Source organism: Stenotrophomonas sp. OVS01A, assembly GCF_019969775.1.
GTDB classification, from domain to species: Bacteria; Pseudomonadota; Gammaproteobacteria; order Xanthomonadales; family Xanthomonadaceae; genus Stenotrophomonas; species Stenotrophomonas indicatrix.
The window spans coordinates 548,133-573,383 of the sequence record NZ_JAHXYV010000001.1 but is presented as its reverse complement, the minus strand read 5'-3'; the positions used below and the strand labels follow the sequence as shown (position 1 = coordinate 573,383).

The following is a 25,251-nucleotide window of genomic DNA, read 5'->3' as shown; positions in this document are numbered from 1 at the left end:
TCAGGCCGTTGCTACCTTGGTGATGGCCACATCGATGCGTTTCAAGGCCTGCTCGCGGCCGGCCAGGTACACGGTATGGGAAATGTCAGGGCTGACCTGGGTGCCGGTGATGGCCACGCGCAGCGGCTGGGCGACCTTGCCCATGCCCATTTCCAGCGCGGCGGCTGCATCGTGCAGGGCCACGCCAACGGCCTCGGCGGTCCACTCCGGCAGGGCCGCCAGCAGCTCGCGGGCCTTGCCCAGCGGCAGTTCCGCACCGGCCTTGAAGTGCTTGGCCACGGCCGCTTCATCGTATTCGTTCAGCGGCTGGTACCAGACCACGGCCTTCTCGGCCATTTCCTTCAGGGTCTGCACGCGCTCGCGGAGGGCGATCACCACGTCCACCGGCGCCGGGCCAGCGGCCACATCCAGGCCCAGCTTCTGCAGCTGGTAGACCAGGTGCGGCACGATCGCGGCCGGCTCCTCGGTCTTCAGGAAGTGCTGGTTGACCCAGCCGAGCTTGGCCATGTCCAGGCGCGAGGCCTTGGAATTGCAGTCCTTCACATCGAACAGGTCGATCAGTTCCTGGCGGCTGAACAGTTCCTGGTCACCGTGCGACCAGCCCAGACGGGCCAGATAGCTCAGCAGCGCATCAGGCAGGTAGCCGGCGTCCTTGTACTGCATCACGTCGGCCGCGCCGGTGCGCTTGGACAGCTTGGCGCCCTGCTCGTCCAGGATCATCGGCATGTGGCCGAACTTCGGCACCGGTGCGCCGATGCCTTCGTACAGGTTGATCTGGCGCGGGGTGTTGTTGATGTGGTCGTCGCCACGGATGACTTCGGAGATCTTCATGTCCCAGTCGTCCACCACCACCGCGAAGTTGTAGGTGGGGTAGCCGTCCGGACGGAAGATGACCATGTCATCCAGCTCGCTGTTGGCGATCTCGATGCGGCCCTTGATCAGATCATCGAACACCACCGTGCCTTCAAGCGGGTTCTTGAAGCGGATGACGCGGTTCGGGTCGTCCCTGTACGGCAGGCCCTGCTCGCGGGCAGCGCCGTTGTAACGCGGCTTTTCCTGCCTGGCCATCGCGGCCTCGCGCATCGCGTCCAGCTCTTCGCGGGTTTCGTAGGCGTAGTACGCCTTGCCGTCGGCGATCAGCTGCTCGGCCACTTCCTTGTACCGGGCGACGCGCTCGGTCTGGTAGAACGGGCCTTCGTCGTAGTCCAGGCCCAGCCACTCCATCGCCTCCAGGATCGCATCGATCGCACCCTGGGTGCTGCGTTCACGGTCGGTGTCCTCGATGCGCAGCACGAACTCGCCGCCACGATGGCGGGCCTCCAGCCAGCAGTACAGCGCGGTGCGGGCGCCACCGATATGCAGGTAGCCGGTGGGACTGGGGGCGAAGCGGGTGCGGCAGGTCATGGAGGGCTCGAGGAACGGGTATCCCCCGATTTTACCAGCCCTCCGCCCCCTGCGGAAAAAGGGGACGGAGGGGGGCAAGTCACTATTGCCGCGCTCCCGGGAGAACGCCGATGCAGCGGAGGGGAAACACGACTTGATCCCCTCCGTCCCTTCTTCAGGGCTCGGGCTTGCGCGGGAACGGCTGCTCGCGCATGGCAGCGTGGTAGGCGAAGGAGGCAACGATGGCCGCGGCCTGCTTCAGGTCTTCCGGTTCGGCGTGGTCCCAGGTGTCCAGGTGGCTGTGGTGGACGTTGCTGAAATAGTCCAGCTTGTCCTGGATGAACTGGAAGCCCGGCAGGCCGATGCGGTCGAAGCTGATGTGGTCGGTGCTGCCGGTGTTGCGGGTGGCCACGGTGGTTGCACCCACGTCATGGAACGGGGCGAGCCAGGCTTCGAAGATCGGCATCGCCGCCAGGTTTTCCTGTGCGTAGATGCCACGGAAGCGGCCCGAGCCGTTGTCCATGTTGAAATAGACCTGGAACTTGCCGTAGTCGCGGGTCTTCTGCAGGGCACCGGTCGGTTCGCGCAGCGAGGCCGGCAGCGCCTTCTGCGCCGGGTCGGTGGGCTCGGGGAATCGACCGAAGTGCTTGGCCACGTACGCCTGCGAACCGATCAGTCCCTGTTCCTCGCCACTCCACAGCGCAACCCGGATGGTGCGCTTGGGCTTGGCGCCGCTGGCCTTGAGGATGCGCATGGCCTCCATCATCACCGCCACGCCGGCGGCGTTGTCGGCCGCGCCGGTGCCGCTGTGCCAGGAATCCAGGTGCGCGCCGATCATCACCACCTCGTCCGGCCTGCTGCTGCCACGGATCTCGGCCAGGGTGTTGTAGCCGGGCTGGTCGGCCTCGTCGGTGAAGCGTGCGGCCACATCCACGCGCAGGCGCACGCTCTGCTTGGCTTCCAGCGCGCGTACCAGCGGATTGAAGTGCTCGGCGATCATCGCCAGTTCGGGAATGCCGACCGCTTCACCGGCCTTGCGCGAGCCGCCACCGGCCACGCGGATGATGCCGTTGTCCCAGCTGCTGATGCTGATCGAGGCCAGCGCGCCTTCTTCAACGAAGAATGCGTTGACCTTCGCCGCCAGCGCCTGCTTCTCCTGGTATTCCTTGACCCGCTTGGCGCGGTCGGCGGCCACGTCCTTGTCCTTGGGCAGGGTGAATTCCTGCAGGCCTTCCAGCGAGGTGGCGTCGTGCCGGTGCGAATCGGCGTCGGTGCCGCGCTTGTATTCGCGTGCCTCGCCCAGCAGCAGGATCTTTCCACGCAGCTTGCCGCGATATTTCTCGATGTCTTCGGGCTTCTTGATGTCCACCTGCAGCAGGTCGCCCTCGACCGGGCCATTGGTGCCCGGCGTCCACGCCTTGGGCAGCGCATGCAGTGGCTGCACGCGATCGCCCAGCATCTCCACGCTGGCCGAGGTGAATTCCCAGCCACGGCCGAATTCGTCGAAGGCTTCGTCATGGACATTGTCCAGCTTCCATTCGCTGAACTTGCCGCGGGTCCAGGCGTTGGCACGCCCCATCGCCGGCGAATTGGTCAGGCGCGGCCCGATGCGTTCGGTGAGGTAGCTGAAGGTATCCATCACCTGCGACTTGTGGAACGCCTGCTGGCGGATCTTGCCGACCATGTCCAGGTCCACCGGCTCGCGCTGCTGCGCCACCGCATTGCCACCCATCGCCAGCGCTACTGCCAGCACGCCCCACTTCAGCCCGCTCCACGTCAACACGCCGCACCCCTGCCCTTCGGCTCGATCATCATCCGCTCGAGTCTAGCCAGCCGCGGCGCCCGGCCCCCGTCCCATCGGTCATGGGCATCTGGTAGATCCATGCCATGCGTGGATGGCGCCTTCCCACCGAAGAGCGGTGCGGACCAAGGTCCGCACCCAGCAGAGGCCCCGTAGAACCACGCCACGCGTGGATGGGCCTTCCGCTGTCACCCCTTCCACCCCAGCCACAGCTGCGCGCGTTCGGGCAACAGCAGCAGCCAGTGCCGCTGGTCGATGCTGCTGCAACCAAACACCGCCGCATGTTCCGGCCAGTCTGCCGGCAGCCCATCGATGCCGATCTCCGACAATGCCCCCGCCCCGGCCTTCCATGGCCGGTAACGGGGCACCTTGCCGGCGAGCGCGCCGCGTCCGTGCCGCGCCTCCCGCAACCAGTCCAGCCCGCGCCGCTGCAATCCTTCGCAGGTGACGGCGGCCAGCTGGAAGCGGACCAGGCCGGGCGCGATCCGTGCCCCCGGCAAGGCCGCCAGTACCCCATGGGCCTGCAGCAGTGCATCCACCTCCAACAGCGCGGGAATGCCCTGTCGTGCCCGTTGCTGCAATCCTTGGCGCCAGCCCATGGCGTGCTCCTTACTTCTGCTCGGCCAGGGCGTACCAGTCAACCCGACGGGTCACCCACATCGCCAGCGCGAGGATCACGAACAGCAGCAGCGAGCCCATCAGCAGTGCATTGTTTTCCGAGACCAGCAGCCCATACAGCGCGCCGTACAGCACCGTCAGCATCGCGGCGAAGCCCAGGCCCCGCTTCCAGTGACCCAGCACATTGGCCAGGTACACCGCCTGCAGGCTGATGCAGGCCAGCGCGGAAACCAGGTAGGCCTGCCAGAAGGCGATGTGCTCGGACAGGCTGATCAGCAGCAGGAAGAAGATCGCCAGCGCCAGGCCGACCATCAGGTACTGCAGCGGATGGATGCGCAGCGACTTGATCAGTTCGAACAGGATGAAACCAACGAACGTCAGCACCACGAACAGCACGCCGTACTTGGACGCGCGGTCGGCCTGGGTATAGGTATCGACCGGGTCGACCAGCGAAACCTGCACCGCCTGCGCATCCAGGTCATCGCCCTCGCGCAGTCGCTGCTGTGCGTCCGATGCCAGCGAGGACACTGCCCAGCGTGCATCGAAGCCCTGTGCATCCACACGCCGCTCGTTCGGCAGGAACGCACCGGCAAACGACGGGTGCGGCCAGCTTGACCGCAGCGCGATCTGGTTGTCATCGCCCACCGGCACCACCGACAGCGAGCGGCTGCCATCGAGCTGCAGTTCCAGTTCCACGCTGCTGGCCGCCAGGGTGCCTCCGGTGCGGGCGATGCCCGCGATCGGTGCATGCAGCCCACGTCCCAGTGCGGATGCGCCGGCCACGCCCGGCAGCAGCTTGACCTGCTGTCCATCAACCCGCAGGTTCGGCGTACCAACCAGGCCACGTGCATCGGACACGCCCAGCGCGATGTAGGCCTCGCCATAGGTCATGCCATCGTGCTCCGGGTAGTCGTCCTCGCTGAAGGTCGCCTTGAGCTGGCCATTCCAGCTGTACACCGGCACCTTGAACAAGCCGACCGAGCGCTGGCTGGGCAGCAGCTCGCCACTGATCTGCAGGGTGGCCGGCGGCTGCAACCAGTAACCCTGGGTGGTCTGCAGCTCGGTCTTCTTGTTGCCCTGCGCATCGACCACTTCCACCTGCTCGCGCTTGGACCACGGCACCACGCGCACCGGCCCGACCACGCGCTGGGTACCGGCACGGCTTTCGGCCACCCGCGAGTAGGCCTCTTCGCGATAGGCGCTGCGCTCGGTGATGACGCTGCGGATCAGGAACAGCGGGATCAGCAGCAGCAGGATCAGGCCGCCGACAATGGCGAACCGCAGCAGCATCTTCAGGGATTTCATCGTCCGTCCTCGTTGGAGAGGACTGCAGGATGGACGGCTGCGGTGAGCAGGGTTTGTGGCGAATTTGAAGCGGGTGTGAAGTCAGCGCCGCAGACGTTGGCCCGGTATCGCCAGCGGCAGCCACAGGCTGGCCACGGTGCCGCCGCCTTCGCGCGGCTGCAGGCTGGCACGGCCGTCATGCAGGCGCACGACTTCCTGCACGAAGGGCAGGCCGAGGCCGGAACTGCGGCGGCCGGTGCCGGGTCGGGCCAGCGAATAGAAGCGCTCGAACACGCGCTCGCGTGCGTAGTCGGGAATGCCCGCGCCACGGTCGGCAACCTGCAGGCGTACGCCCTGCCCGTCCAGTTGGGCATCCAGTTGCACCTGTGCCCCGGGCGGCGAGAACGCAATGGCGTTGTCGATCAGGTTGTGCAGCGCTTGCCGCAGCAGATAGCCATCGCCCTGCACGCGCAGGTCGGGGACCTGCTCGATATGCAGCTGGACACCTGCGGCCTGCGCGCGTACCTGCGCCGCCGCCGCGGCTTCCTGCAGCAGCACCGGCAAGGCGATCGGATCACGGGTCTGCAACCAGCCGTGCTGCTCGACCTCGGCCAGCGCCAGCAGCTTGTCGATGGTTTCAGTCAGCCGTTCCTGCTGGTCGACGATGCTGCGTGCGAAATGCGCACGGTCGGCGTCGGCCATCGGCTCCTGCAGCAGTTCGGCGGCACCGCGGATCGCCGCCAACGGGCTTTTCATCTCGTGGGTCAGCGATTGCACGTACTGCTCGACGTACGCCTTGCCTTCCAGCTTGCGCCGCATGGTCTCCAGCGCCTGGCCAAGATCGCCGATCTCGTCGCTGCGCCGCTTCGGCGGCGGCACCGGTTCACCGGCGCTGACCGCACGCGCATAGCGGCTGAGCTGGCCCAGGCCGTTGGTCAGCCACATCGTCACCAGCACGCCCACCAGCGCCGACAGGCCGATCAGCCACGCACCGCGCTCGATGATGGCGCGCTGGCTGGCGGCGATGAACGGATCGATGCTGCGGTTGGGCTGGGCCAGGCTGAGCACGCCGATCAGCGTGCTGCCGTCGACCGGGTCGTACACCGGCGCGGCCACGTGCATCACCGTGTTGCTGTCATCGCCCGGCGTTTCCGGGCTGGAGCGCGCACCGTATTCGCCGCGCAGGGTGCGGTAGACATCGTTCCAGCGCGAATTGTCGCGGCCCACGTCGCGGCCCAGCGAATCGTAGATCACGATGCCCTTGGCGTCGGTGATCGTCACCCGGTAGTCCAGCGCACGCTTGGGGAAGCGCCAGACCATCGCCTTCAGGTCGCGCTGCCGGGCCTTCGCCAGGTTGCGGGTGAAGGTGCCGTTGCGGATGGTGCCGGCCTTGACGTCGGCGGCGGCCATTTCCGCCAGCACGTTGGCCGCATCCACCAGGGTCGATTCCATCGCCTGGCGCACGCCCGGCTTCACTTCGTTGACGAACACGCGCATCACGAAGAACGCGGCGATGCCAACGATCAGGAAGAACCCCAGGAATAGTTTCAGGACCAGACGCACGCGTCAGACCTCCAGGGCGTAGCCGAGGCCGCGATGGGTGCGGATCGGCTCACCGCTGGCGCCGGCCGCACGCAGCTTGGCGCGCAGCGTCTTGACGTGGGTGTCGACGGTGCGGTCGGCGCTGTCGGCGGCGCTGTCCCAGCCACGGTCCATCAACTGGGCACGGCTGAGGATCGCGCCGGGGCGCTGCAGCAGCGCCTCCAGCAACGCATATTCGTAGCGGGTCAGGTCCAGCGGATGGCCCTGGAAGCGGATGCGGCGGCCATCGCGATCGATGGCGAAGGCACCGTGTTCCTGCCAGCCGCTCTCGACGGACGGCGCCACCGCAGCGGGCGTGGCACGCCGCAGCCGGGCACGCACCCGCGCCACCAGCTCGCGCGGCGAGAACGGCTTGGCCATGTAGTCGTCCGCCCCCAGCTCCAGGCCCAGTACGCGGTCGAGTTCGTCGTTGCGGGCGGTCAGGAAGATCACCGGCACCTGCGCCACCGGCCCCGGCAGGGCCCGCAGCCGGCGGCAGACCTCGAAACCACTGAGGTCCGGCAGGCCGACATCCAGCACCACCAGGTCGATATCGCCGGCTTGCAGCTGCTGCAGCGCCTGCCCGCCCAGCAGGCAATGGCTGGCAGCGTAGCCTTCGCTGCGCAGCGCATAGAGCACGGTTTCGGCGATGGCCGCTTCGTCTTCGACCACCAGGACATGGGTAACAGGGGCTGTCATGGCGCGCAGCATAGCCGCTGCGGCCCTTGCCCCGTACACTGCCGCCCATGAACTATCGCCACGCCTTCCACGCCGGCAACCACGCCGATGTCCTCAAGCACATCGTGCAGCTGGCCCTGATCGACAGCTTCAAGCGCAAGGACAGCCCGTTCTTCGTGCTCGACACCCACGGCGGTGCCGGCCGTTACCTGCTGGCCAGCGAAGAAAGCCGCAAGACCCTGGAAGTCGAATCCGGGGTCATGCGGCTGATGGCCCAGCCCAAGCTGCCGGAGGTGGTCGAGCGCTACCTCAAGGCGGTGCAGGCCGACAATCCGGTCGGCGCGATGATCGCCTACCCCGGCTCGCCGCTGCTCAGCGCGCAGGCCATGCGCCCGCAGGACCGCATGGCGGTGTGCGAGCTGCAGGAGGATGAGGCCGCTTCGCTGAAGACCCTGTTCGCCCATGACAGCCGCGTCGGCGTGCACCCCGGTGACGGCTATGCGCTGCTGCGCTCGCTGCTGCCGCCCAAGGCCAACGGTGCCAAGATCGGCCGCGGCCTGGTCCTGATCGACCCGCCCTACGAAGCCCAGGACGCCGAGTACCAGGCGATCCTTGCCGCGCTGGCCGAGACCTTGGCGCGCTGGCCGCAGGCCACCTGTGCGGTCTGGTTCCCGATCAAGCAGCGCCGCACCATCCTGCATTTCCTGCGCAAGGCCACCGCACTGCCGGTGAAGTCGGCGATGACCATCGAGTTCCTGGTCCGCCCGGACGACTCCCCGCTGCGCCTCAACGGCAGCGGCATGCTGGTGCTCAATGCCCCCTGGCAGTTCGACCGCGTGGTCGGCCCGGCCCTGCCGGCCCTGCGCCAGCATCTGGGCGAGCCCGGTGCCAGCACCCGCCTGGACTGGCTGAAGACGGCCGAATAGGGGCCTTCACGAGGCTGTACGACCGTGAGCCTTTCGTTCACGGAATGCAGCCCCGGTGATGACACAATCGATGGACCACCAAGGAATCACCCGGTATGGCCACTCGCAACCGCATGCCGCCCTGGCATGAGATCTTCAAGGCTCCCAGCGGCCACGAGCTGCTGATCCGCCCCATCCGCCCCGAAGATGGCGCGCCGCTGCAGGCCGCCTTCAGCCTGTTCGGGCCGGAAGAAATCCGCGACCGTTTCCTGCAATCGGTGACCGAGCTGTCACCGGAAACCACCCAGCGCCTGACCCATCCCAACCCGAAGACCGAGATCACCCTGGTCGCCGCCGAGTCGCTGCCGGCCGGTGAGGCCGTGGTCGGCGCGGTGGCCCGTGCCTCGATCATCCCCGGTACCCGGGAAGCCGAGTACGCGATCCTGATCAGCCGCTTCCTGATCGGCCAGGGCCTCGGCCGCCAGCTGATGCGCAAGCTGGTGAAATGGGGCCGCGGCAAGTACCTGGACCGCCTGTATGGCGATGTCGCCGCCGAGAACGAGCCGATGAAGCAGCTGGCCGCCTCGCTGGGCTTCAAGCCGGTCCCCCATCCGAACGGGGCCGAAGGCCTGGTGCGGATGGTGCTGGAACTGGACAACTGACGGCAGCGCCGGGCCCTGCCCGGCGATGTTGATCCGACCGCTGCGCTCGCCGGGCATGGCCCTGCGCTACCCCGGTCACGTAACGATCATGGGCCTGGCAGGGGCTTCTGCTAAAATCCGCGGTTCATGTCGCGTACTCAATACCCCGCCCCGCCGCTGCCACGTGCCGGCCAGCTTCGCGCCTGGTGGCGCGCCCCCGCCTCGCCCACTGCCCTGGCCTGGTATCTGGCCCAGGCAGCGCGCACGCATGACGCACCGCTGCTGGTGGTGGCCCGTGACAACCACGGTGCCAACCAGATCGAAGCGGATCTGCATACCCTGCTGGGAGGCGACCCGAGCCTGCCGGTGGTGGCGTTCCCGGACTGGGAGACGCTGCCCTACGATCGCTTCAGCCCGCACCCGGACATCATTTCGCAGCGCCTGTCGGCCCTGCACCGCCTGCCCACGCTGAAGCGCGGCCTGGTGGTGGTGCCGGTGCAGACCCTGCTGCAGCAGCTGGCTCCCCGCAGCTATGTCATCGGCGGCAGCTTCAATCTTGAAGTCGGCCAGCGCCTGGACCTGGAAGCGGAGAAGCGTCGCCTCGAAAGCGCCGGCTACCGCAACGTGCCGCAGGTGATGGACCCGGGTGATTTCGCCGTGCGTGGCGGCCTGCTTGACGTCTACCCGATGGGCGCCGATGAGCCGCTGCGGGTGGAACTGCTGGACGAGGACATCGATTCGATCCGTGCGTTCGATCCGGAAAGCCAGCGCTCGCTGGACAAGGTCGAGGCGGTGCACATGCTGCCCGGCCGCGAAGTACCGATGGACGACGCCAGCATCGCCCGGGTGCTGGCGACCCTGCGCGAGCGCTTCGACGTCGATACCCGACGCAGTTCGCTGTACCAGGACCTGAAATCGGGCCTGGCCCCGGCCGGCATCGAGTACTACCTGCCGCTGTTCTTCGAGCGCACCGCCACCCTGTTCGACTACCTGCCTGCCGGCAGCCTGCCGGTCGTCTGCGTGGGCGCCGCTGAAGCGGCAGAGACGTTCTGGACGCAGACCGGCGAGCGCTACGAGCAACGCCGCCATGACGTTGAACGGCCGCTGCTGCCACCGTCGGCGCTGTACCTGTCGCCGGACCTGCTGCGCGAGCGTTTGAACGACGCACCGCGCATCGAGGTTTGGGCCGCCGATCACGCCCGCATCGCCGAGGCGCATGCGCTGGGCGACCAGCCGTTGCCGCCGCTGCCGGTGGCCGCGCGCGAGGCACCGGCCGGTGACGCGCTGAAATCCTTCCTTGGCCATTACCCTGGCCGGGTGCTGATCGCCGCCGATTCGCCGGGCCGTCGCGAGGCCCTGCTGGAAGTGCTGCAGGCCGCCGAGCTGAAGCCACCGGTGGTGGCCGACCTGCTGTCCTTCCTGGCCAGCGACGAACGCTTCGCCATTGCCGTGGCGCCGCTGGAAGACGGCTTCGCCCTGGATGCGCCGCACATCGCGGTGCTGACCGAACGCCAGCTGTTCCCCGAGCGCGCCGGCAGCACCCGTCGCACGCGCCGCGCCGGACGAGAGCCGGAAGCAATCATCCGCGATCTGGGCGAGCTGACCGAAGGCGCGCCGATCGTGCACGAGGACCATGGCGTCGGCCGCTACCGCGGACTGATCGCGATGGACGTCGGCGGCATGCCCGGCGAGTTCCTCGAAATCGAGTACGCCAAGGGCGACCGCCTGTACGTGCCGGTCGCACAGCTGCACCTGATCAGCCGCTATTCCGGCGCCTCCGCCGAAACCGCGCCACTGCATTCACTGGGCGGCGAGCAGTGGAGCAAGGCCAAGCGCAAGGCCGCCGAGAAGGTGCGCGATGTGGCCGCCGAGCTGCTGGAGATCCAGGCCCGCCGCCAGGCGCGTGCCGGACTGGCACTGCAGGTGGACCGCGCGATGTACGAGCCGTTCGCCGCTGGTTTCCCGTTCGAGGAAACCCCGGACCAGCTGGCCGCCATCGACGCCACCCTGCGTGACCTGGCCAGCAGCCAGCCGATGGACCGTGTGGTCTGCGGCGACGTGGGCTTCGGCAAGACCGAAGTCGCCGTGCGTGCCGCGTTCGCTGCCGCCAGTGCCGGCAAGCAGGTGGCGGTGCTGGTACCGACCACGCTGCTGGCCGAACAGCATTACCGCAATTTCCGCGACCGCTTCGCCGACTATCCGATGAAGGTCGAGGTGCTGTCGCGCTTCAAGAGCACCAAGGAGATCAAGGCCGAGCTGGAAAAGGTCGCCGCCGGCACCATCGACGTCATCGTCGGTACCCATCGCCTGCTGCAGCCGGACGTGAAGTTCAAGGACCTGGGCATGGTCGTCGTCGACGAGGAGCAGCGCTTCGGCGTGCGCCAGAAGGAGGCGCTGAAGGCACTGCGCGCCAACGTGCACCTGCTGACCCTGACCGCTACGCCGATTCCGCGTACGCTGAACATGGCCATGGCCGGCCTGCGCGATCTGTCGATCATCGCCACCCCGCCGCCGAACCGGCTGGCGGTGCAGACCTTCATCACCCAGTGGGACAACGCGCTGCTGCGCGAAGCCTTCCAGCGCGAGCTGGCACGCGGTGGCCAGCTGTATTTCCTGCACAACGACGTGGAAAGCATCGGCCGCATGCAGCGCGAGCTGTCCGAGCTGGTGCCCGAAGCGCGCATCGGCATCGCCCATGGGCAGATGCCCGAGCGCGAGCTGGAAAAGGTGATGCTGGACTTCCAGAAGCAGCGCTTCAACGTGCTGCTGTCGACCACGATCATCGAATCGGGCATCGACATCCCCAACGCCAATACCATCATCATCAACCGTGCCGACCGCTTCGGCCTGGCCCAGCTGCACCAGCTGCGTGGCCGCGTCGGTCGATCGCACCACCGCGCCTACGCCTACCTGGTCGTACCCGACCGTCGTTCGATCACGCCGGATGCGGAAAAGCGCCTGGAAGCGATCGCCTCGATGGACGAACTGGGCGCCGGCTTCACCCTGGCCACCCACGATCTGGAAATCCGCGGCGCCGGCGAACTGCTGGGCGAGGACCAGAGCGGACAGATGGCCGAAGTGGGCTTCAGCCTGTACACCGAGCTGCTGGAACGCGCAGTGCGCAGCATCAAGCAGGGCCATCTGCCCGACATCGATGCCGGCGAAGAAGCGCGGGGCGCCGAGGTCGAGCTGCACGTGCCGGCGCTGATTCCGGACGACTACCTGCCGGACGTGCACACCCGCCTGACGCTGTACAAGCGCATTTCCAGCGCGCGCGACAGCGATGCGCTGCGCGAACTGCAGGTGGAGATGATCGACCGCTTCGGCCTGCTGCCGGATGCGGCCAAGAACCTGTTCGCCATTGCCGAGCTGAAGCTGCAGGCCAGCTCGCTGGGCATCCGCAAGCTGGACCTGGGCGAGAACGGTGGCCGCATCGTGTTCGAATCCAAGCCGAACATCGATCCGATGGCGGTGATCCAGCTGATCCAGAAACAACCGAACCTCTATGCCATGGACGGTCCGGACAAGCTGCGCGTCAAGCATCCGCTGCCGCTGCCCGAAGACCGCTTCAATGCCGCGCGGGCACTGCTGTTGACCCTGGCCCTGCGCTGATCGATCTGCAGGGTGCCGGTCCGCCGCGGGCGGCAGACCGGCACCCTTTCCGTTTCCTGCGCCCGCGACAAGGAGTGTTGCCGTGAATCGTTTCGCCCCCCTTCTGCTCGCCACCAGCCTGGGCCTGCTTGCGGCCTGCCACAGCGGCATGAGCAACCGCGATTACCTGCATGAGAATGTCGCCAGCTGGAACGGCACGGTCAGCATGGTCGAGCAATGGACCAACGGCCCGAACGGCGAGTCCTTCCATGCGTCGCTGCAGGACGGCAAGAGCATGCAGCAGCATCGCTTCGGCCTGAAGAACGCGCACAAGGAAATCGCCGACCGGCTGGTTTTCGTCCAGCAGTTCACCCATGGCAAGGACGCCGACGCACTGCACCAGAACCTGCTCGATTCCCTGAAGAGCACCGAACACATGTTCGCCGTGATGGAACAGCTGGCCGCCCTGCCCGATGGCTACAGCGAAGAGCAGGTCACCCCGCTGCTGCAGACGCTGGACGAGGCCGTGACCAGGATGGACGAAGACATGCAGACCCTGAGCGACGCGCAGGACGCCTTCGCCAAAGCCCATCGCATCCACCTGCAGACCACCGGCTGATCCGCGCAGCCCCGGTTGCGATGCGGCCGGGGCCAAATGCTGCATGCGACTGAACGCACAGCCCCACGCGGGACCGTCGATGCCCCCCGCGTGACACCGATGCGGGTACCCTATGCGCCGCCCCGGCCCGCTCTCGCGGGCCTTTCCGTTTTCTGCGCAGCTTCGCCGCGCCGCCAGTTCCGATGCCCCAGCCCAGACCTCCCGACCTCCTGCACGCGCAGGCCTGCCTGATCGACGCCCTGTCGATGTCGCTGCAGATGCGTGATGCCTATACCCGCCACCACTGTGACCGCGTGGGCCTTCTTGCGCAGCACCTTGCCCTGCACTGCGACCTGGATGAGGACGCCTGTGCGCAGGTCGGCCTGGCCGCGCGCTTCCACGACATCGGCAAGATCGGCATCCCCGACGAGGTACTGCTGAGCCCGCGCCGGCACAGCGACGAAGAGCGCGCGATCATGCGCGAGCACCCGGTGCGCGGCGAGCACATTTTCCTGGCCACCGGCCGCAGTGATGCCGCGCCGGTCGCGCGCCTGATCCGTGCCCATCATGAAGCGTTCGATGGCAGCGGCTATCCCGATGGCCTGCACGGCGAGGCCATTCCGCTCGGCGCCCGCATCGTCACCATTGCCGATGCCTACGATGCAATGACCAGCGTGCGCCCTTACCGCGCGGCAATGGAGCACGAGACGGTGCTGCGGATCCTCGATGAGCAGGCCGGTGGCCTGATCGATCCCTACGTGCTGCAGCGTTTCCACGGCATGCTCAGGAATGAGCCGGCGCTGGCCTGAGCCTTCACCGGCTGGACGGCGCCTCGCTTGCGCAGCCGCGGCGATCCCCGCAAGCTGAGGGTCGGCCGCAGACGGCCCTGCTTACGAGGAGCATCACCCATGAAAGGAAACACCCGTATCGCCGCACCGCTGGGCCTGTTGCTGTTGGCCCTGGCGCCATTCGCGCAGGCCCAGCAGGATGGCACCGCGCCAGCCGCCGCATGCCTGTCGCGCAACCAGATCACCGCCGGCACCTCACCTGCCACCCTGATGAATGCCCTGCCCCGCTGCGTGCAGGATGGACGCATGCAGGACGCCATCGATCTCTACAACATCGCCGGCGTGTTCGCCCATTTCGATCGCCAGCGCGTCGCAGACGAGACGGGACACGGTGCCTACAACGCGCTGAAGGCGATGGCCGGTTCAGCCATGGGCGAGGAGAATCTCGGTCGCTTCGACAGCGCATTGAAGGCGCAGCTGAGCCCCGACAAGGCGCCAGCCTACGTCGCTGGCATCTGCACCTTCAGCAAGCGCATGGGGCCGCCCTCGTACACCCCGACCTACATGCTGGCCCATGGCATGTCCAATTTCACCGGCAAGGGCGGTGGCCTGGTGCCAGGCTTCGACCCGGCCAGCGCATGGCAGGCCACATTGTCTCAGTACCTGAAATGCCCGGGCTGATCTGCCGCCTGTTCTAGCCGACTGCAACGAGAAGGCCCGGCATTCGCCGGGCCTTCTGCTTCACGCGTTACCGGCGACCGCTTACCAGATCACCACGCGCTTGTCGTCCGCACGCACCATCGCATCGCCGGCCTTGCACTGGAACGCGGCGGCATAGGACGGCATGTTCGACGGCGCGCCGTTGGCACGGAAGTTCGCCGGTGCATGCGGATCGGTGTTCAGGCGCACGCGCAGCTCACCGTCGGTGAAGTTGCGACGCCACACGGTGGCCCAGTTCATGAAGAAGCGCTGGTCCTGGCTGTGACCGTCCACCTCGACGTTCGCCTTCGGGTTCTCCTTCAGCGCCATCTGCAGGGCATCGTAGGCCACGGTCAGGCCACCCAGATCACCGATGTTCTCGCCCAGGGTCAGCTTGCCCTTCACGAACACGCCCGGCACCGATTCATAGCCGTCGAACTGTGCGACCAGCTGGTCGGTGCGTTCGGTGAAGGCCTTGCGGTCGCTGTCGGTCCACCAGTTGTCGAAGTTGCCGTTGGCGGCGAACTGGCTGCCCGAGTCGTCGTAGCCGTGCATCATCTCGTGGCCGATGACCGCACCGATGCCACCGTAGTTCAGCGCCGGATCGGCCTTGGCATCGAAGAAGGGTGCCTGCAGGATCGCCGCCGGGAACACGATCTCGTTCTTGGTGGCGTTGTAATAGGCATTGACGGTCTGCGGGGTCATGCCCCACTCGGTCTTGTCCACCGGCTTGCCAACCTTGTCCAGCATGTAGCGGTAGTTGAATGCACGCGCTGCCTGCATGTTGCCCAGGTAGCTGTCACCGTTGGTCTGCAGGCCCGTCCACTCACGCCACTTGTCCGGGTAACCGATCTTCGGGGTGAAGCTGGCCCACTTTTCCAGCGCCTTCTTCCTGGTTTCCTCGCCCATCCACGGCAGCTGCTCCAGGCGCGCCTTCAGCGCCACCGACAGGTTCTGCACCAGGTGCTGCATGGCCTCCTTCGATTCGGCCGGGAACACCGCGTCCACGTACAGCTGGCCGAGGGCTTCGCCCATGCCGCCGTTCACCGACTCCAGCACGCGCTTCCAGCGCGGCTGCATTTCCTGCTGGCCGCGCAGGGTCTTGCCGTAGAACTCGAAGTTGGCCTTCTCGAACTGGCTGCTCAGGTACGGCGAGGCGTCGTCGATGGTGTGGAAGCGCAGGTAGGACTGCCAGGTGGCGGCCGGCACGTCGGCCAGCATCTTGTCCATTTCGCTGAAGAAGCCCGGCTGGGCCAGCGAGAACTTCTGCGCGGCCGGCACCTTCAGGGTGTCAAACAGCGCGGTCCAGCTGAAGTTCGGGGTCAGCTTGTCCGCGTCGGCGGCGCTGAGCGGGTTGTAGCGCTTGGCCGGGTCACGCATTTCGATGCGCGACATCGAGGCCTTGGCCAGGCGGGTCTCGAACGCCATCACCGCCTTGGCCTGTTCGGCAGCCTGCGCCGCGTCCACGCCGGACAGCGTCAGCACCTGCGCGATGTAGGCCACGTAGGCGTCGCGGATCTTGGCCTGCGCGTCGTCGAAGTAATAGCCCTTCTCCGGCAGGCCCAGGCCGCCCTGGCCGACGTACGCAATGACGTTGGCCGAATCCTTGTAATCGGCATTGGCGAACAGCGAGAACAGCACGCCCTGGCCCTGCGCCTGGCTGTCGCGCAGGTACTGGGTGATGGCGGCGGTGTCGTTCAGCGCGCCGATCTTGTCCAGCGTCGGCTGCAGCGGCGCCAGGCCGGCGGCCTCGATCTTCGCTTCGTCGTTGCCGGTCTTCCAGATGTCGCCGATCTTGGCTTCCACCGAGCCGGCCTTGGCCTGGCTGGCGGCGGCCTGCTGCACCAGCGCGTGCTGCACTTCCAGCGAGCGCTCGCGCAGGATTTCGAAGCTGCCCCAGGTGGTCTGGTCGCCCGGCACCGGGTTGGCCTTCAGCCACTTGCTGTTGACGAAGCCGTTGAGGTCGGTACACGCGGCGATGGACGGATCCAGATCGGCGCTGTTGAGGCTGATCAGCGCGGTCTTGATCTGCGACTGGTCGAACGCCGGCTTGGCGGCGTCGGCGGCGGGCGCGGTCTCGTTCTTGCCACAGGCGGCGAGCGAAGCGGCGATGGCGATGGTCAGGCCCAGCGGGACCAGATTGCGGACATTCATGGCGTGTCTCCAACGGCGAATCGTCCAGCGTAGCCGCTGCGGCGATGGTGGGGACCGGCCAAAGGTCACAGGGGGAACCCCCGTGGTCGCAACCGGGTAGGTGCGGACCGTTGGTCCGCACACACCCAGCAGGGGAATACCCACCAACGGTGGGTATCTACCGCGCCTTGCCCTGGTTGGCCACGGCTTCAGCAGCCTTGCGTGCCGCTTCCGGGTCACCCAGGTAACGGAACGACTTCACGGTGAGGTCGTCGTTCAACTCGAACAGCAGCGGAATGCCGGTCGGGATGTTCAGCTCGAGGATTTCCTCGCGCGAGACGTTGTTGAGGTACTTGTACAGCGCGCGCAGCGAGTTGCCGTGGGCGGTGACCAGCACGGTCTTGCCATCCTTCAACTGCGGCGCGATGGCGTCGTGCCAGTACGGCAGCACGCGGTCGAGCGTCGTGGCCAGCGATTCGGTGCCCGGCAGCGCGTTGCGATCCAGCCCGGCATAGCGGCGGTCGTGGATCGGGTGGCCCGGATCTTCCAGGTCCATCGCCGGCGGCGGGATGTCGTACGAACGGCGCCACACCTTGACCTGGTCTTCACCGTGCTTGGCGGCGGTCTCGGCCTTGTCCAGGCCCTGCAGGCCGCCGTAGTGGCGCTCGTTGAGGCGCCAGGACTTGTTCACCGGCAGCCAGTCCTGCTCCAGCTCGGCCAACGCACCCTGCAGGGTATGGATGGCACGCTTGAGCACGGAGGTGTGGGCGACGTCGAACTGCAGGCCTTCCTCGCGCATCAGGCGGCCGGCGGCAGCCGCTTCCCGGCGCCCCTGCTCGGTCAGGTCGACATCGACCCAGCCGGTGAAGCGGTTGTCCAGGTTCCACTGGCTCTGGCCATGGCGCAACAGTACGAGTTTACGGGTCACTGCAGGGTCTCCAACGCGAGGAAAGGCAGGCGGCCATTGTAGCCCCGGCGCCCGCTCACCGCGCCGTGGCGGTGCGGATGTCATCCTGTGGCCGATGAATACACTGATCGACCCCGGGCGCTGGGAAGGCAGCGTCAGCGCCGCCCGCGAACAGCAGAAGCAGCTGGCGACCCGCGTGCAGCGGCAGGACCGGCTGCCCGCTACCGTGCGCTGGCTGGCCGGGCTGGATGTCGGCTTCGAGGAAGACGGCGCGATCACCCGCGCTGCGGCCGTGTTGCTCGACGCGGACACCCTGCAGCCGGTGGCGCAGGAAATCGCCCGCATCCCCACCGTGATGCCCTATATCCCGGGCCTGCTCAGCTTCCGCGAACTGCCGGCGCTGCTGGCTGCGTTGGCGTTGCTGCCGCGCGCACCGGACCTGGTGTTCGTCGATGGCCATGGCATCAGCCATCCGCGCCGGCTGGGCATTGCCGCACACCTGGGCGTGGTGACCGACCTGCCGAGCATCGGCGTGGCCAAATCGAAGCTGGTGGGCCGCTTCATCGAGCCCGACCCTGAGGCCGGCGCGCACACGCCGTTGCTGGACGGCGGCGAGCAGCTCGGCTGGGTACTGCGCAGCAAGCTGCGCTGCAAGCCGCTGTTCGTCGCCGGCGGGCATCGGGTCAGTGCCGATACCGCGCTGGCCTGGGTGCAGCGCACGCTGCGCGGCTATCGCCTGCCCGAGCCGACCCGGCTGGCGGATCGGCTGGCCTCGCGGCGCGACGAACAGAGGTAGCGCCGGGCACCAGCCGCCACACCCGCTTCAGCGATGCACGTGTCCGCGATGGCCCTGCGCATCGGCAGCTGCATGATCGTGCCCGGCGTGATCGTCGTCCTTGCCCGCCGACGGCTGGCCACAGGCTTCGCCGCAGTGGTCGGCTTCGATCTGCAGGGTCACGTGTTCGATACCGAAATCATCGTGCAGGCGATCACCGAGTTCGCGCCGCAGGCGGTCGGCGTCGTCGCCTTCGCGCATCACGATGTGCGCGGTCAGTGCCGGCGTGCTGGACGCCAGCGCCCATACGTGCAGGTCATGCACGTCCAGCACTGCGTCGTGGTCGGACAGGCGGTCGCGGACCCTGGCCACGTCCATGCCCTTGGGCACGCCTTCCAGCAGCACGTTGATGGCCTCTCGCATCAGCACATACGTGCGCGGCAGCACCCACAAACCGATCAGAACGGCCAGGATCGGGTCGATCGGCTTCCAGCCGGTCCATTGGATCAACAGCGCGCCGGCGATCACCGCCACCGAGCCGAGCATGTCGGCCCACACTTCCAGGTAGGCGCCCTTCACGTTGAGGCTCTCGCCGCTGCCGGCCTGCAGCAGGCGCATGGAGATCATGTTGATCACCAGGCCGACCGCTGCAATCACCAGCATGCCGGTGGAGGCGATCTCCTGCGGTTGGCGGAAGCGACCGATGGCTTCCCACAGGATGTAGCCGGCAACCACGAACAGCATTGCGCCGTTGATCATCGCGCCCAGTGCTTCAAGACGTGCATAACCGTAGGTGCGGCGCGCATCCGGCGGGCGCCGGCTCAGCCGCACGGCCACCAGCGCGATCATCAGCGCCAGGGTGTCGGTAGCCATGTGCGCGGCATCGGACAGCAGTGCCAGACTGTTGGTCCAGAACGCACCGACCACCTCCACGACAAGGAAGGTGGAGGTCAGGCCGAGCGCCCACCACAAGGGTTTCTCGTGGCGGATCTCGGATGGCAGGTGATCGTGGTCGTGACCCATGGCAACAGCTCCTTAGCGATGGGAGTCAGGCTACGCCGGCGGGTGTCGGGAAACTATCACGGTGTTTATAACATTGCAGGCATGCACGGCTGGCGCGAAGCGGGAGGGTGCCGGCCGACGGCCGGCACCACCGCCTGATGATCAGAAGCCGAAACGCAGACTGGCCCAGTACGCGCGGCCGGGTTCGTTGTAGGTCGCCGCACCGGCGTCACTGCTGTTGGCCTCGCGGAACAGGCGCTTGTCGGCCAGGTTGTTGACGCCGAAGCCCACGCTGACCGTGTCGGTCACCTTGTAGCGCGCGCTCACGCCCCAGACGTTGTACGCGCCGCGGGTCTGCAGCACGGTGGACGCATCGCAGTTGGCGGTGCAGCGCGGATCGTTGTTGATGTTGGCCGTGGCCGGTTCCTGCTTGCCGTAGAAGGTGCCGGTCAGCAGCAGCGACAGCTGCTCGGTGGCCTGCCAGTCCAGCATGGTGTTGACGGTGTACTTGGGAATCACCGACAGCGGCTGGCCGGTGCTCTTGTTTTCGTTCTCCACCATGTAGGTGAAGTTGTTGCTCCACTTCAGGCGGTCGCCCTGCTCGCCCAGCAGCGGGATCACCAGGTTGCCCTCGAGCCCCTGCACGATGGCCTTGGGTGCGTTCTCCCAGCGGAAGATGCGGCCCTTGCGGTCGGCCGTCAGGCCGATCTGGGTGTAACCGGCCTGGATCTTGTCCTTGTAGTCATTGTGGAAATAGGTCAACGAGGCCTGCCAGCCGCTCTGCGGTGCCCACTCCACGCCCAGTTCCTTGTTCAGGCTGGTCTCTGCCCTGAGATCCGCATTGCCCTGCATGTAGCAGCCGGCGCCCAGGCTCGGCAACGCGTTCGGGCAGCCGTTGCCACGGGTGTAATACAGATAGTCCGGGTTGGACTGGTACAGGTTCGGCGCCTTGAACGCGCGTGCGATGCCGCCCTTGACCACCCAGTCACTGTTGAGCCGGAACTGCGCGTTGAGGCTCGGACTGGTGTTGTTGCCGAACTGGCTGTGATGGTCGAAACGCAGGCCCGGGGTCACGATCCAGCGCTCACCGAGGTAGATGTTGTCTTCCACGTAGACGGCGGTGGTCTGTGCATCGGACTTGCCGCGTGCACGATCGGCCGAAAGGCCCGGAATGCCGCCACCGCTGCTGCTGGACTGGCTCATCGAATAGGGATCGGTCAGTCGGCTGTCGAGGTACTCGAAGCCCAGCGTCCACACGTTCTCCGCGCCGCCGAGGGTGGTCGGGAAGCTGACCTCGCCGTCCAGCTGGTAGTTGCGCAGGCGCGAGGTCGACCAGTCGGCGCCATTGAAGCTGCCTTCCGGGCCGCCGGCCAGGCCTTCGTTGATGCGCGAATTGTTGACCCCTTCCACCGCTGCCGTCAGCCGCGAGCTGACATCGCCCCAGCGTCCGCGATGGGTGATCGCGCCGGTGGTGCGATACATGCGGTTGGTCTCGGCCTGCTGCTCGGCCAGCGCGGCCAGGTCGACACCGGTGGAGGTACCAGTGGTACTGACCGCACGATCGCCGGCATAGATGTTGCCCTGGCGGCTGGTGCCGGCCTCGAACTCGACCACTTGGTTGGCGGTCACGTCCCAACGCAGCAGCGCGTTGACGTCGCGGTTCTTGACGCCTTCGCGGCCCGCCGGCGGTACCGCATTGGCACCGGTGGCGAAGTCGCGGTTGAGATCCAGCGAATCGGCATCGGTCTTGTTGAGGTTGCCGTACAACCGGAACGACAGCGTGTCGGTCATCGGCCCGCTCAGCTGCAGGCCGAGGCGCTCGCTGCCGCCCTCGGCACTGTGTTCGGGCACCAGCCCGTACAGGTCAACCGCACCGGTCAGGTCGCCGGTCGGGCGCTTGGTGATGATGTTGACCACGCCACCGGAGGCACCCGAGCCATAGCGTGCCGCTGCCGGGCCGCGCAGCACTTCGATGCGTTCGATCATTTCCGCCGGCACCCAGTTGGTATCGCCGCGCGTGTTGCGCTCGCCACTGCGGCCCATGCGCACCGCGTCGCGTGCACCCACGCGCTTGCCGTCGATCAGGATCAGGGTGTTTTCCGGCCCCATGCCGCGCAGATCGATCTGCCGGTTGTTGCCGTACTGGCCCGATGCACTGTTGCCGGTCAGATTGACGCCGGGCATCGTCCGCAGCAGTTCGGCGATGTCGTTGACCGGCGGCCGCTTGGCGATGTCCTCGGCGGTGATGGTGGAGGTGCCCAGCGCCTGCCGCGCGATCTGCGAGGCAGTGACATGCACGGTGTCGATATCGGTGGCATCGGTTTCCGCATGGGCGGTGACGGCAGCGGTGGCCAGCAGTGCAGCGACGGCGAGCGCCAGCGGGCGCGGTGAAAGAGTGTTTGCAGGCATGTTCTGAACCTTCTGGCAGGGCAACGGAAGCCTCTGGCATAGGGCACGAGGCGGCGACGGGGGAGGCGGAACGATCACTGCGGGATGCCCGCATGCCGGTTCCTGCCGTCATTTTTTCATAAATGCGAGTGATTCTCAAATGCGTCAACGCATTGCGGCATCGGCCGGCATGTGCTTCATCCGCGTTTTTCGGCCTGCATGGCGCTTAAACTGGCCGGCTTCCCTGCCATCAACCGTCGACAGCTGCGGCCGATACCGTGGTCTGTTGTGCGCCGTTAGAGATCGACGTGGATACACCCCAACTGGACGAAGCCAGCCAACCGCTGGCTCAGGCCTGGCAGCAGTGTCTGCTGCTGGCCGGCCCCGCCGCCGCCACGCTGCTGCATGCCGTGGCCGCCGATGCACCGCCGACGCTGGCGCAGCGCTTCTACGAAGTGCTGCTGCAGGACACGCGTGCGCGCCGCTTCCTGTCCCACGAACAGGTCAAGCAGCGCCTGCAACCAGCGATGCAGCGTTGGCTGGCCCAGCTGCTGACCACCGATGCGGATGGCATTGCCGCTACCGTCGCCGCACAACGGGTGATCGGCGATGTGCACGCACGGGTCGGTATTCCGGTGGACCTGGTGGCCCGCGGTGCGCGCGTCCTCAAGCACGAGCTGTTCATCCGCCTGCGCGCCGATGCCGCTGACAACGACACCGCCTTCGCCGCCATCGATTGCCTCAGCGCGATCATGGACATCGCCATGGAAGGCATGACGCTGGCCTATACGCACGCCCGTGAGCGCTCTTCGCGCACCGATGCGGCGTACCGGCTGTTCTCGCTGGTGCAGAACGTCAGCACCGAGCGCGAGCGCCAGCGCGCCCTGCTGCTGGATTGGGAAAACAGCCTGCTGTACACCCTCGCCGGCCATGCGACCGGTGCCGACAACGCCAGTCTGGCGAGCTCGGAATTCGGCCTGTGGTTCACCCATAAGGGCATTCCCAGCTTCGGCGAAAGCAGCGAGACGCAGCAGGTGGGCCAGCTGATGGCACGCATCGACAGCGGCCTGCAGCGCGCCACCGATGAAGATCCGGCACGGCGGCTGACCGCCCTGCCGATGATCCGCGAAGACCTGGCCACCATCCGCAACCTGATGACCCTGTTGTTCGAACGCATCGGTGAACTGGATGCGGGCAGCGATGCGTTGACCAACCTGCTCAACCGACGCTTCCTGCCGACCGTGTTGCGCCGTGAGATCGAGTTGTCCACGCGCAACCACACGCCGTTCTCGTTGTTGCTGCTGGACCTGGACCATTTCAAGGCGATCAACGATGGCCACGGTCATGACGCCGGCGACCGCGCGCTGCAGCACGTCGCAGCCCTGCTCGGCCAGCAGACCCGAGGCAGCGACTACCTGTTCCGCTACGGCGGCGAGGAGTTCGTGGTGGTGCTGGTGGCGGCAAGCGAGTCACAGGCGGAGGTGATCGCCGAAAGCCTGCGCCGGCAGATCGCGCAGTCGCCGATCACCCTGCCCAACGGACAGACGCTGGCGCTGACCGCGAGCATCGGCGTGGCCGGACACGATGGGCATCCCGATTACGAGCGGCTGATGGCGCGCGCCGACGCGGCGATGTATGCCGCCAAGCGACAGGGCCGCAACCGGGTGGTGGTGGCCGACGACGCACTGCCGGAAGCTCCGGGACGACGCGCGCTGCAACGTTGAGCCTGCAGCGCGCGTGACGTGGCGCCGGGCGGTCTCGACGCTACGCAGCGTCCTTGCGCGGTATGCGCCACGTCGCCCACCACGTCAGTGCCAGCAGCGCGATGCCCGCGCCCAGCGCGCACACCGCCGGCCACCCATGGCGCGCCTGCGTCCAGGTGCCTGCCGCAGCCCCCACACCGCTGCCCACGGCATAGAACAGCATGTACAGCGCCACCAGGCGTCCATGCTGTTCGGCCGGTGCACGCAGCAGCAGGGCCTGGTTGGACACATGCAACGCCTGCCCGCCCAGATCCAGCACCACTACGCCCAGCAGCAACAGGGCCAGCGAGTACGGCAGGCCCAGCAACGGCACCCAGGCGACCAGCATCAGCAGCAGTGCCCCCAAGCTCACCCGGTGGGCAAGGCCACGATCCATCCAGTGCCCGACCCGCGCTGCCAGTAGTGCGCCGATGATGCCGGCCAGGCCCAGCGCGCCGATGGCGGCGGTCGACCAGTTCAACGGCGGCGCCGACAACGGCAGTGGCACCGCGGCCCAGAACACGTTGAGACCGGCAAACAGGAACAATGCCAGCGGCCCGCGTTCGCGCAGCGCGCGATCCTGCCGCAGCATATCGGCCATCGAACGCAGCAGGTTGCGCCACGACGGCGGCATTGCGGGCACCGGCACGTGCGGCAGGCGCCGCCACAGCAGCAGTGCCAGCGCCGCCATCAGCAATGCCGACAGCAGGTACACCGCGCGCCATCCCGCTACGGCGGCTACCGCACCTGAGACCACGCGTGCCGACAGCAGGCCGATGAACACGCCGCCCTGGACCATGCCGACCACCCGCCCGCGTTGCTCCGGTGCAGCGAGGTTGGCGGCGTAGGCGATCAGTCCCTGGGTGAGCGCGGTACCCAGCAGACCCGCCAGCAGCATGCCCGACAGCAACCACGCGGTACTGCGGGCGGCGGCCAGCCATAGCAGCGCCACCACCAGCGCCAGCAGTTGCACCCGCAGCAGTCGACGGCGGTCGCCACGGTCGGCCAACGGCAGCAGCGCGAGCAGGGCCAGCACGCTGCCGGCCTGGGTGGCAGCCAGCACTGCACCGGCCACGGCGGCATCCAGGGCGAAATCGTGGGCCAGGCGCTCCAGCAGCGGCTGCGCGAAATAGACATTGGCCACGCTGGCACCGGCAGCAATGGCGAGCAGGCCCAACACGGGGCGGGGAAGCGAAGGCATCATCAGTGTGGTTGCATTTTGAAACCAGGTGCACGGTAGCGCCACTGGTTTTAAACTGCAACCACAATCGAGGGAGTCCGCCATGCACGCCAACAGCCCCTGCCCCGTGGCCCGCAGCGCCGATCTGCTCGGCGACCGCTGGGCATTGCTGGTCATCCGCGATGCCTTCGATGGCGTCAGTCGCTTTGGCGATTTCCAGCGCAGCCTGGGCGCGGCGCGCAACATCCTCAGCGACCGCCTGCGGCGCCTGGTCGAGGCGGGGCTGCTGGTGCAGCAGCCCGCCGCCGATGGCAGCGCCTACCACGACTATGTGCTGACCGCGGCCGGCCAGGACCTGTTTCCGCTGCTGGTGGCCCTGCGCCAATGGGGAGAACGGCATTGCTTCGCTGCTGGCGAAGCGCACTCGCAACTGATCGAATCCAGCAGTCGCCGGCCACTGCCCTACATGCAACCCCATGGCCGTGACGGCCAGCCCGTGCGCGCCGCCGATACCCGCGTGCGCAAGCTCAAGGGGGAAGGCGGCCGGGCCTGATCCG

20 protein-coding genes are annotated in these 25,251 nt (G+C 67.2%); 9 read left to right on the top strand and 11 right to left on the bottom strand.

Annotation, left to right across the window (positions count from 1 at the left end):
- The 6 genes from gltX to creB all read right to left on the bottom strand — a co-directional run bounded on the left by gltX (position 1) and on the right by creB (position 7,378).
- On the bottom strand, positions 1-1,404 hold the full coding sequence (gltX, locus tag LC407_RS02710) for a glutamate--tRNA ligase (RefSeq protein WP_033830686.1): 1,404 nt from the start codon (positions 1,402-1,404) through the stop codon (positions 1-3).
- 154 nt (positions 1,405-1,558) lie between these two features.
- Positions 1,559-3,115 carry a M20/M25/M40 family metallo-hydrolase gene (locus LC407_RS02705; RefSeq protein ID WP_051562478.1) on the bottom strand — a complete coding sequence of 519 codons (1,557 nt, stop codon included), beginning with the start codon at positions 3,113-3,115 and terminating at the stop codon, positions 1,559-1,561.
- 257 nt (positions 3,116-3,372) lie between these two features.
- A complete protein-coding gene (locus LC407_RS02700) occupies positions 3,373-3,783 on the bottom strand; it encodes a hypothetical protein (RefSeq protein WP_080149363.1) in 411 nt (136 codons plus the stop codon).
- Positions 3,784-3,793: 10 nt separating this feature from the next.
- Positions 3,794-5,107 carry a cell envelope integrity protein CreD gene (gene creD / locus LC407_RS02695; protein WP_025879329.1) on the bottom strand — a complete coding sequence of 438 codons (1,314 nt, stop codon included), beginning with the start codon at positions 5,105-5,107 and terminating at the stop codon, positions 3,794-3,796.
- 81 nt (positions 5,108-5,188) lie between these two features.
- Positions 5,189-6,649 (bottom strand): two-component system sensor histidine kinase CreC, encoded by a 1,461-nt coding sequence (gene creC / locus LC407_RS02690; protein WP_099842172.1) that lies wholly within the window; start codon positions 6,647-6,649, stop codon positions 5,189-5,191.
- A gap of 3 nt (positions 6,650-6,652) precedes the next feature.
- A complete protein-coding gene (gene creB, locus LC407_RS02685) occupies positions 6,653-7,378 on the bottom strand; it encodes a two-component system response regulator CreB (RefSeq protein ID WP_080149366.1) in 726 nt (241 codons plus the stop codon).
- 35 nt (positions 7,379-7,413) lie between these two features.
- Between creB and rlmJ the strand changes: the two genes are divergently transcribed.
- From rlmJ to LC407_RS02655, 6 genes are all read left to right on the top strand, one after another.
- Complete coding sequence (gene rlmJ, locus LC407_RS02680) at positions 7,414-8,271, top strand: 23S rRNA (adenine(2030)-N(6))-methyltransferase RlmJ (RefSeq protein ID WP_093817710.1); 858 nt, start codon at positions 7,414-7,416, stop codon at positions 8,269-8,271.
- 95 nt (positions 8,272-8,366) lie between these two features.
- Positions 8,367-8,912 carry a GNAT family N-acetyltransferase gene (locus tag LC407_RS02675; RefSeq protein ID WP_025879325.1) on the top strand — a complete coding sequence of 182 codons (546 nt, stop codon included), beginning with the start codon at positions 8,367-8,369 and terminating at the stop codon, positions 8,910-8,912.
- Positions 8,913-9,038: 126 nt separating this feature from the next.
- On the top strand, positions 9,039-12,503 hold the full coding sequence (mfd, locus tag LC407_RS02670) for a transcription-repair coupling factor (RefSeq protein ID WP_033830682.1): 3,465 nt from the start codon (positions 9,039-9,041) through the stop codon (positions 12,501-12,503).
- Between the two features lie 82 nt (positions 12,504-12,585).
- Positions 12,586-13,101 (top strand): hypothetical protein, encoded by a 516-nt coding sequence (locus tag LC407_RS02665; RefSeq protein WP_025873765.1) that lies wholly within the window; start codon positions 12,586-12,588, stop codon positions 13,099-13,101.
- A gap of 182 nt (positions 13,102-13,283) precedes the next feature.
- The gene (locus LC407_RS02660) at positions 13,284-13,889 is read left to right on the top strand and encodes an HD domain-containing phosphohydrolase (protein WP_025873766.1); all 606 of its coding nucleotides are present in this window, start codon (positions 13,284-13,286) and stop codon (positions 13,887-13,889) included.
- A gap of 99 nt (positions 13,890-13,988) precedes the next feature.
- A complete protein-coding gene (locus tag LC407_RS02655) occupies positions 13,989-14,549 on the top strand; it encodes a hypothetical protein (RefSeq protein ID WP_223482158.1) in 561 nt (186 codons plus the stop codon).
- 81 nt (positions 14,550-14,630) lie between these two features.
- On the opposite strand, the gene LC407_RS02650 is transcribed toward LC407_RS02655, so the two are convergent.
- Together LC407_RS02650 and gpmA are read right to left on the bottom strand one after the other, a co-directional pair.
- Positions 14,631-16,721: a M13 family metallopeptidase gene (locus tag LC407_RS02650; RefSeq protein ID WP_033830681.1), complete on the bottom strand. Its 2,091-nt coding sequence runs from the start codon at positions 16,719-16,721 to the stop codon at positions 14,631-14,633.
- Between the two features lie 157 nt (positions 16,722-16,878).
- Positions 16,879-17,628 (bottom strand): 2,3-diphosphoglycerate-dependent phosphoglycerate mutase, encoded by a 750-nt coding sequence (gene gpmA / locus LC407_RS02645; RefSeq protein WP_025873769.1) that lies wholly within the window; start codon positions 17,626-17,628, stop codon positions 16,879-16,881.
- 94 nt (positions 17,629-17,722) lie between these two features.
- Here gpmA and nfi point away from each other — a divergent pair, with 94 nt between their 5' ends.
- Positions 17,723-18,403: a deoxyribonuclease V gene (gene nfi, locus LC407_RS02640; RefSeq protein ID WP_025873770.1), complete on the top strand. Its 681-nt coding sequence runs from the start codon at positions 17,723-17,725 to the stop codon at positions 18,401-18,403.
- Between the two features lie 27 nt (positions 18,404-18,430).
- On the opposite strand, the gene LC407_RS02635 is transcribed toward nfi, so the two are convergent.
- Positions 18,431-19,405 (bottom strand): cation diffusion facilitator family transporter, encoded by a 975-nt coding sequence (locus LC407_RS02635; protein ID WP_025873771.1) that lies wholly within the window; start codon positions 19,403-19,405, stop codon positions 18,431-18,433.
- A 141-nt stretch (positions 19,406-19,546) separates the two neighbouring features.
- Entirely contained in the window at positions 19,547-21,793 is a 2,247-nt protein-coding gene (locus LC407_RS02630; protein WP_099783331.1) for a TonB-dependent siderophore receptor, read from the bottom strand.
- Positions 21,794-22,080: 287 nt separating this feature from the next.
- On the opposite strand from LC407_RS02630, the gene LC407_RS02625 reads away from it, so the two are divergent.
- Positions 22,081-23,496, top strand: coding sequence for a GGDEF domain-containing protein (locus LC407_RS02625; RefSeq protein WP_223482157.1), 1,416 nt, complete (start codon positions 22,081-22,083; stop codon positions 23,494-23,496).
- 40 nt (positions 23,497-23,536) lie between these two features.
- Here LC407_RS02625 and LC407_RS02620 read toward each other — a convergent pair whose 3' ends face one another.
- Positions 23,537-24,718 carry an MFS transporter gene (locus LC407_RS02620; RefSeq protein WP_223482156.1) on the bottom strand — a complete coding sequence of 394 codons (1,182 nt, stop codon included), beginning with the start codon at positions 24,716-24,718 and terminating at the stop codon, positions 23,537-23,539.
- A gap of 79 nt (positions 24,719-24,797) precedes the next feature.
- On the opposite strand from LC407_RS02620, the gene LC407_RS02615 reads away from it, so the two are divergent.
- Positions 24,798-25,247 carry a helix-turn-helix domain-containing protein gene (locus LC407_RS02615; protein WP_032976028.1) on the top strand — a complete coding sequence of 150 codons (450 nt, stop codon included), beginning with the start codon at positions 24,798-24,800 and terminating at the stop codon, positions 25,245-25,247.
- Positions 25,248-25,251 lie beyond the last annotated feature (4 nt).

Coding starts and splice junctions, on each gene's coding strand:
- gltX (WP_033830686.1), bottom strand. CDS start 1,404: ATGACCTGCCGCACCCGCTTCGCCCCCAGTCCCACCGGCTACCTGCAT.
- LC407_RS02705 (WP_051562478.1), bottom strand. CDS start 3,115: ATGGGTGGCAATGCGGTGGCGCAGCAGCGCGAGCCGGTGGACCTGGAC.
- LC407_RS02700 (WP_080149363.1), bottom strand. CDS start 3,783: ATGGGCTGGCGCCAAGGATTGCAGCAACGGGCACGACAGGGCATTCCC.
- creD (WP_025879329.1), bottom strand. CDS start 5,107: ATGAAATCCCTGAAGATGCTGCTGCGGTTCGCCATTGTCGGCGGCCTG.
- creB (WP_080149366.1), bottom strand. CDS start 7,378: ATGCTGCGCGCCATGACAGCCCCTGTTACCCATGTCCTGGTGGTCGAA.
- rlmJ (WP_093817710.1), top strand. CDS start 7,414: ATGAACTATCGCCACGCCTTCCACGCCGGCAACCACGCCGATGTCCTC.
- LC407_RS02675 (WP_025879325.1), top strand. CDS start 8,367: ATGGCCACTCGCAACCGCATGCCGCCCTGGCATGAGATCTTCAAGGCT.
- mfd (WP_033830682.1), top strand. CDS start 9,039: ATGTCGCGTACTCAATACCCCGCCCCGCCGCTGCCACGTGCCGGCCAG.
- LC407_RS02660 (WP_025873766.1), top strand. CDS start 13,284: ATGCCCCAGCCCAGACCTCCCGACCTCCTGCACGCGCAGGCCTGCCTG.
- LC407_RS02655 (WP_223482158.1), top strand. CDS start 13,989: ATGAAAGGAAACACCCGTATCGCCGCACCGCTGGGCCTGTTGCTGTTG.
- LC407_RS02650 (WP_033830681.1), bottom strand. CDS start 16,721: ATGAATGTCCGCAATCTGGTCCCGCTGGGCCTGACCATCGCCATCGCC.
- nfi (WP_025873770.1), top strand. CDS start 17,723: ATGAATACACTGATCGACCCCGGGCGCTGGGAAGGCAGCGTCAGCGCC.
- LC407_RS02635 (WP_025873771.1), bottom strand. CDS start 19,405: ATGGGTCACGACCACGATCACCTGCCATCCGAGATCCGCCACGAGAAA.
- LC407_RS02630 (WP_099783331.1), bottom strand. CDS start 21,793: ATGCCTGCAAACACTCTTTCACCGCGCCCGCTGGCGCTCGCCGTCGCT.
- LC407_RS02620 (WP_223482156.1), bottom strand. CDS start 24,718: ATGATGCCTTCGCTTCCCCGCCCCGTGTTGGGCCTGCTCGCCATTGCT.
- LC407_RS02615 (WP_032976028.1), top strand. CDS start 24,798: ATGCACGCCAACAGCCCCTGCCCCGTGGCCCGCAGCGCCGATCTGCTC.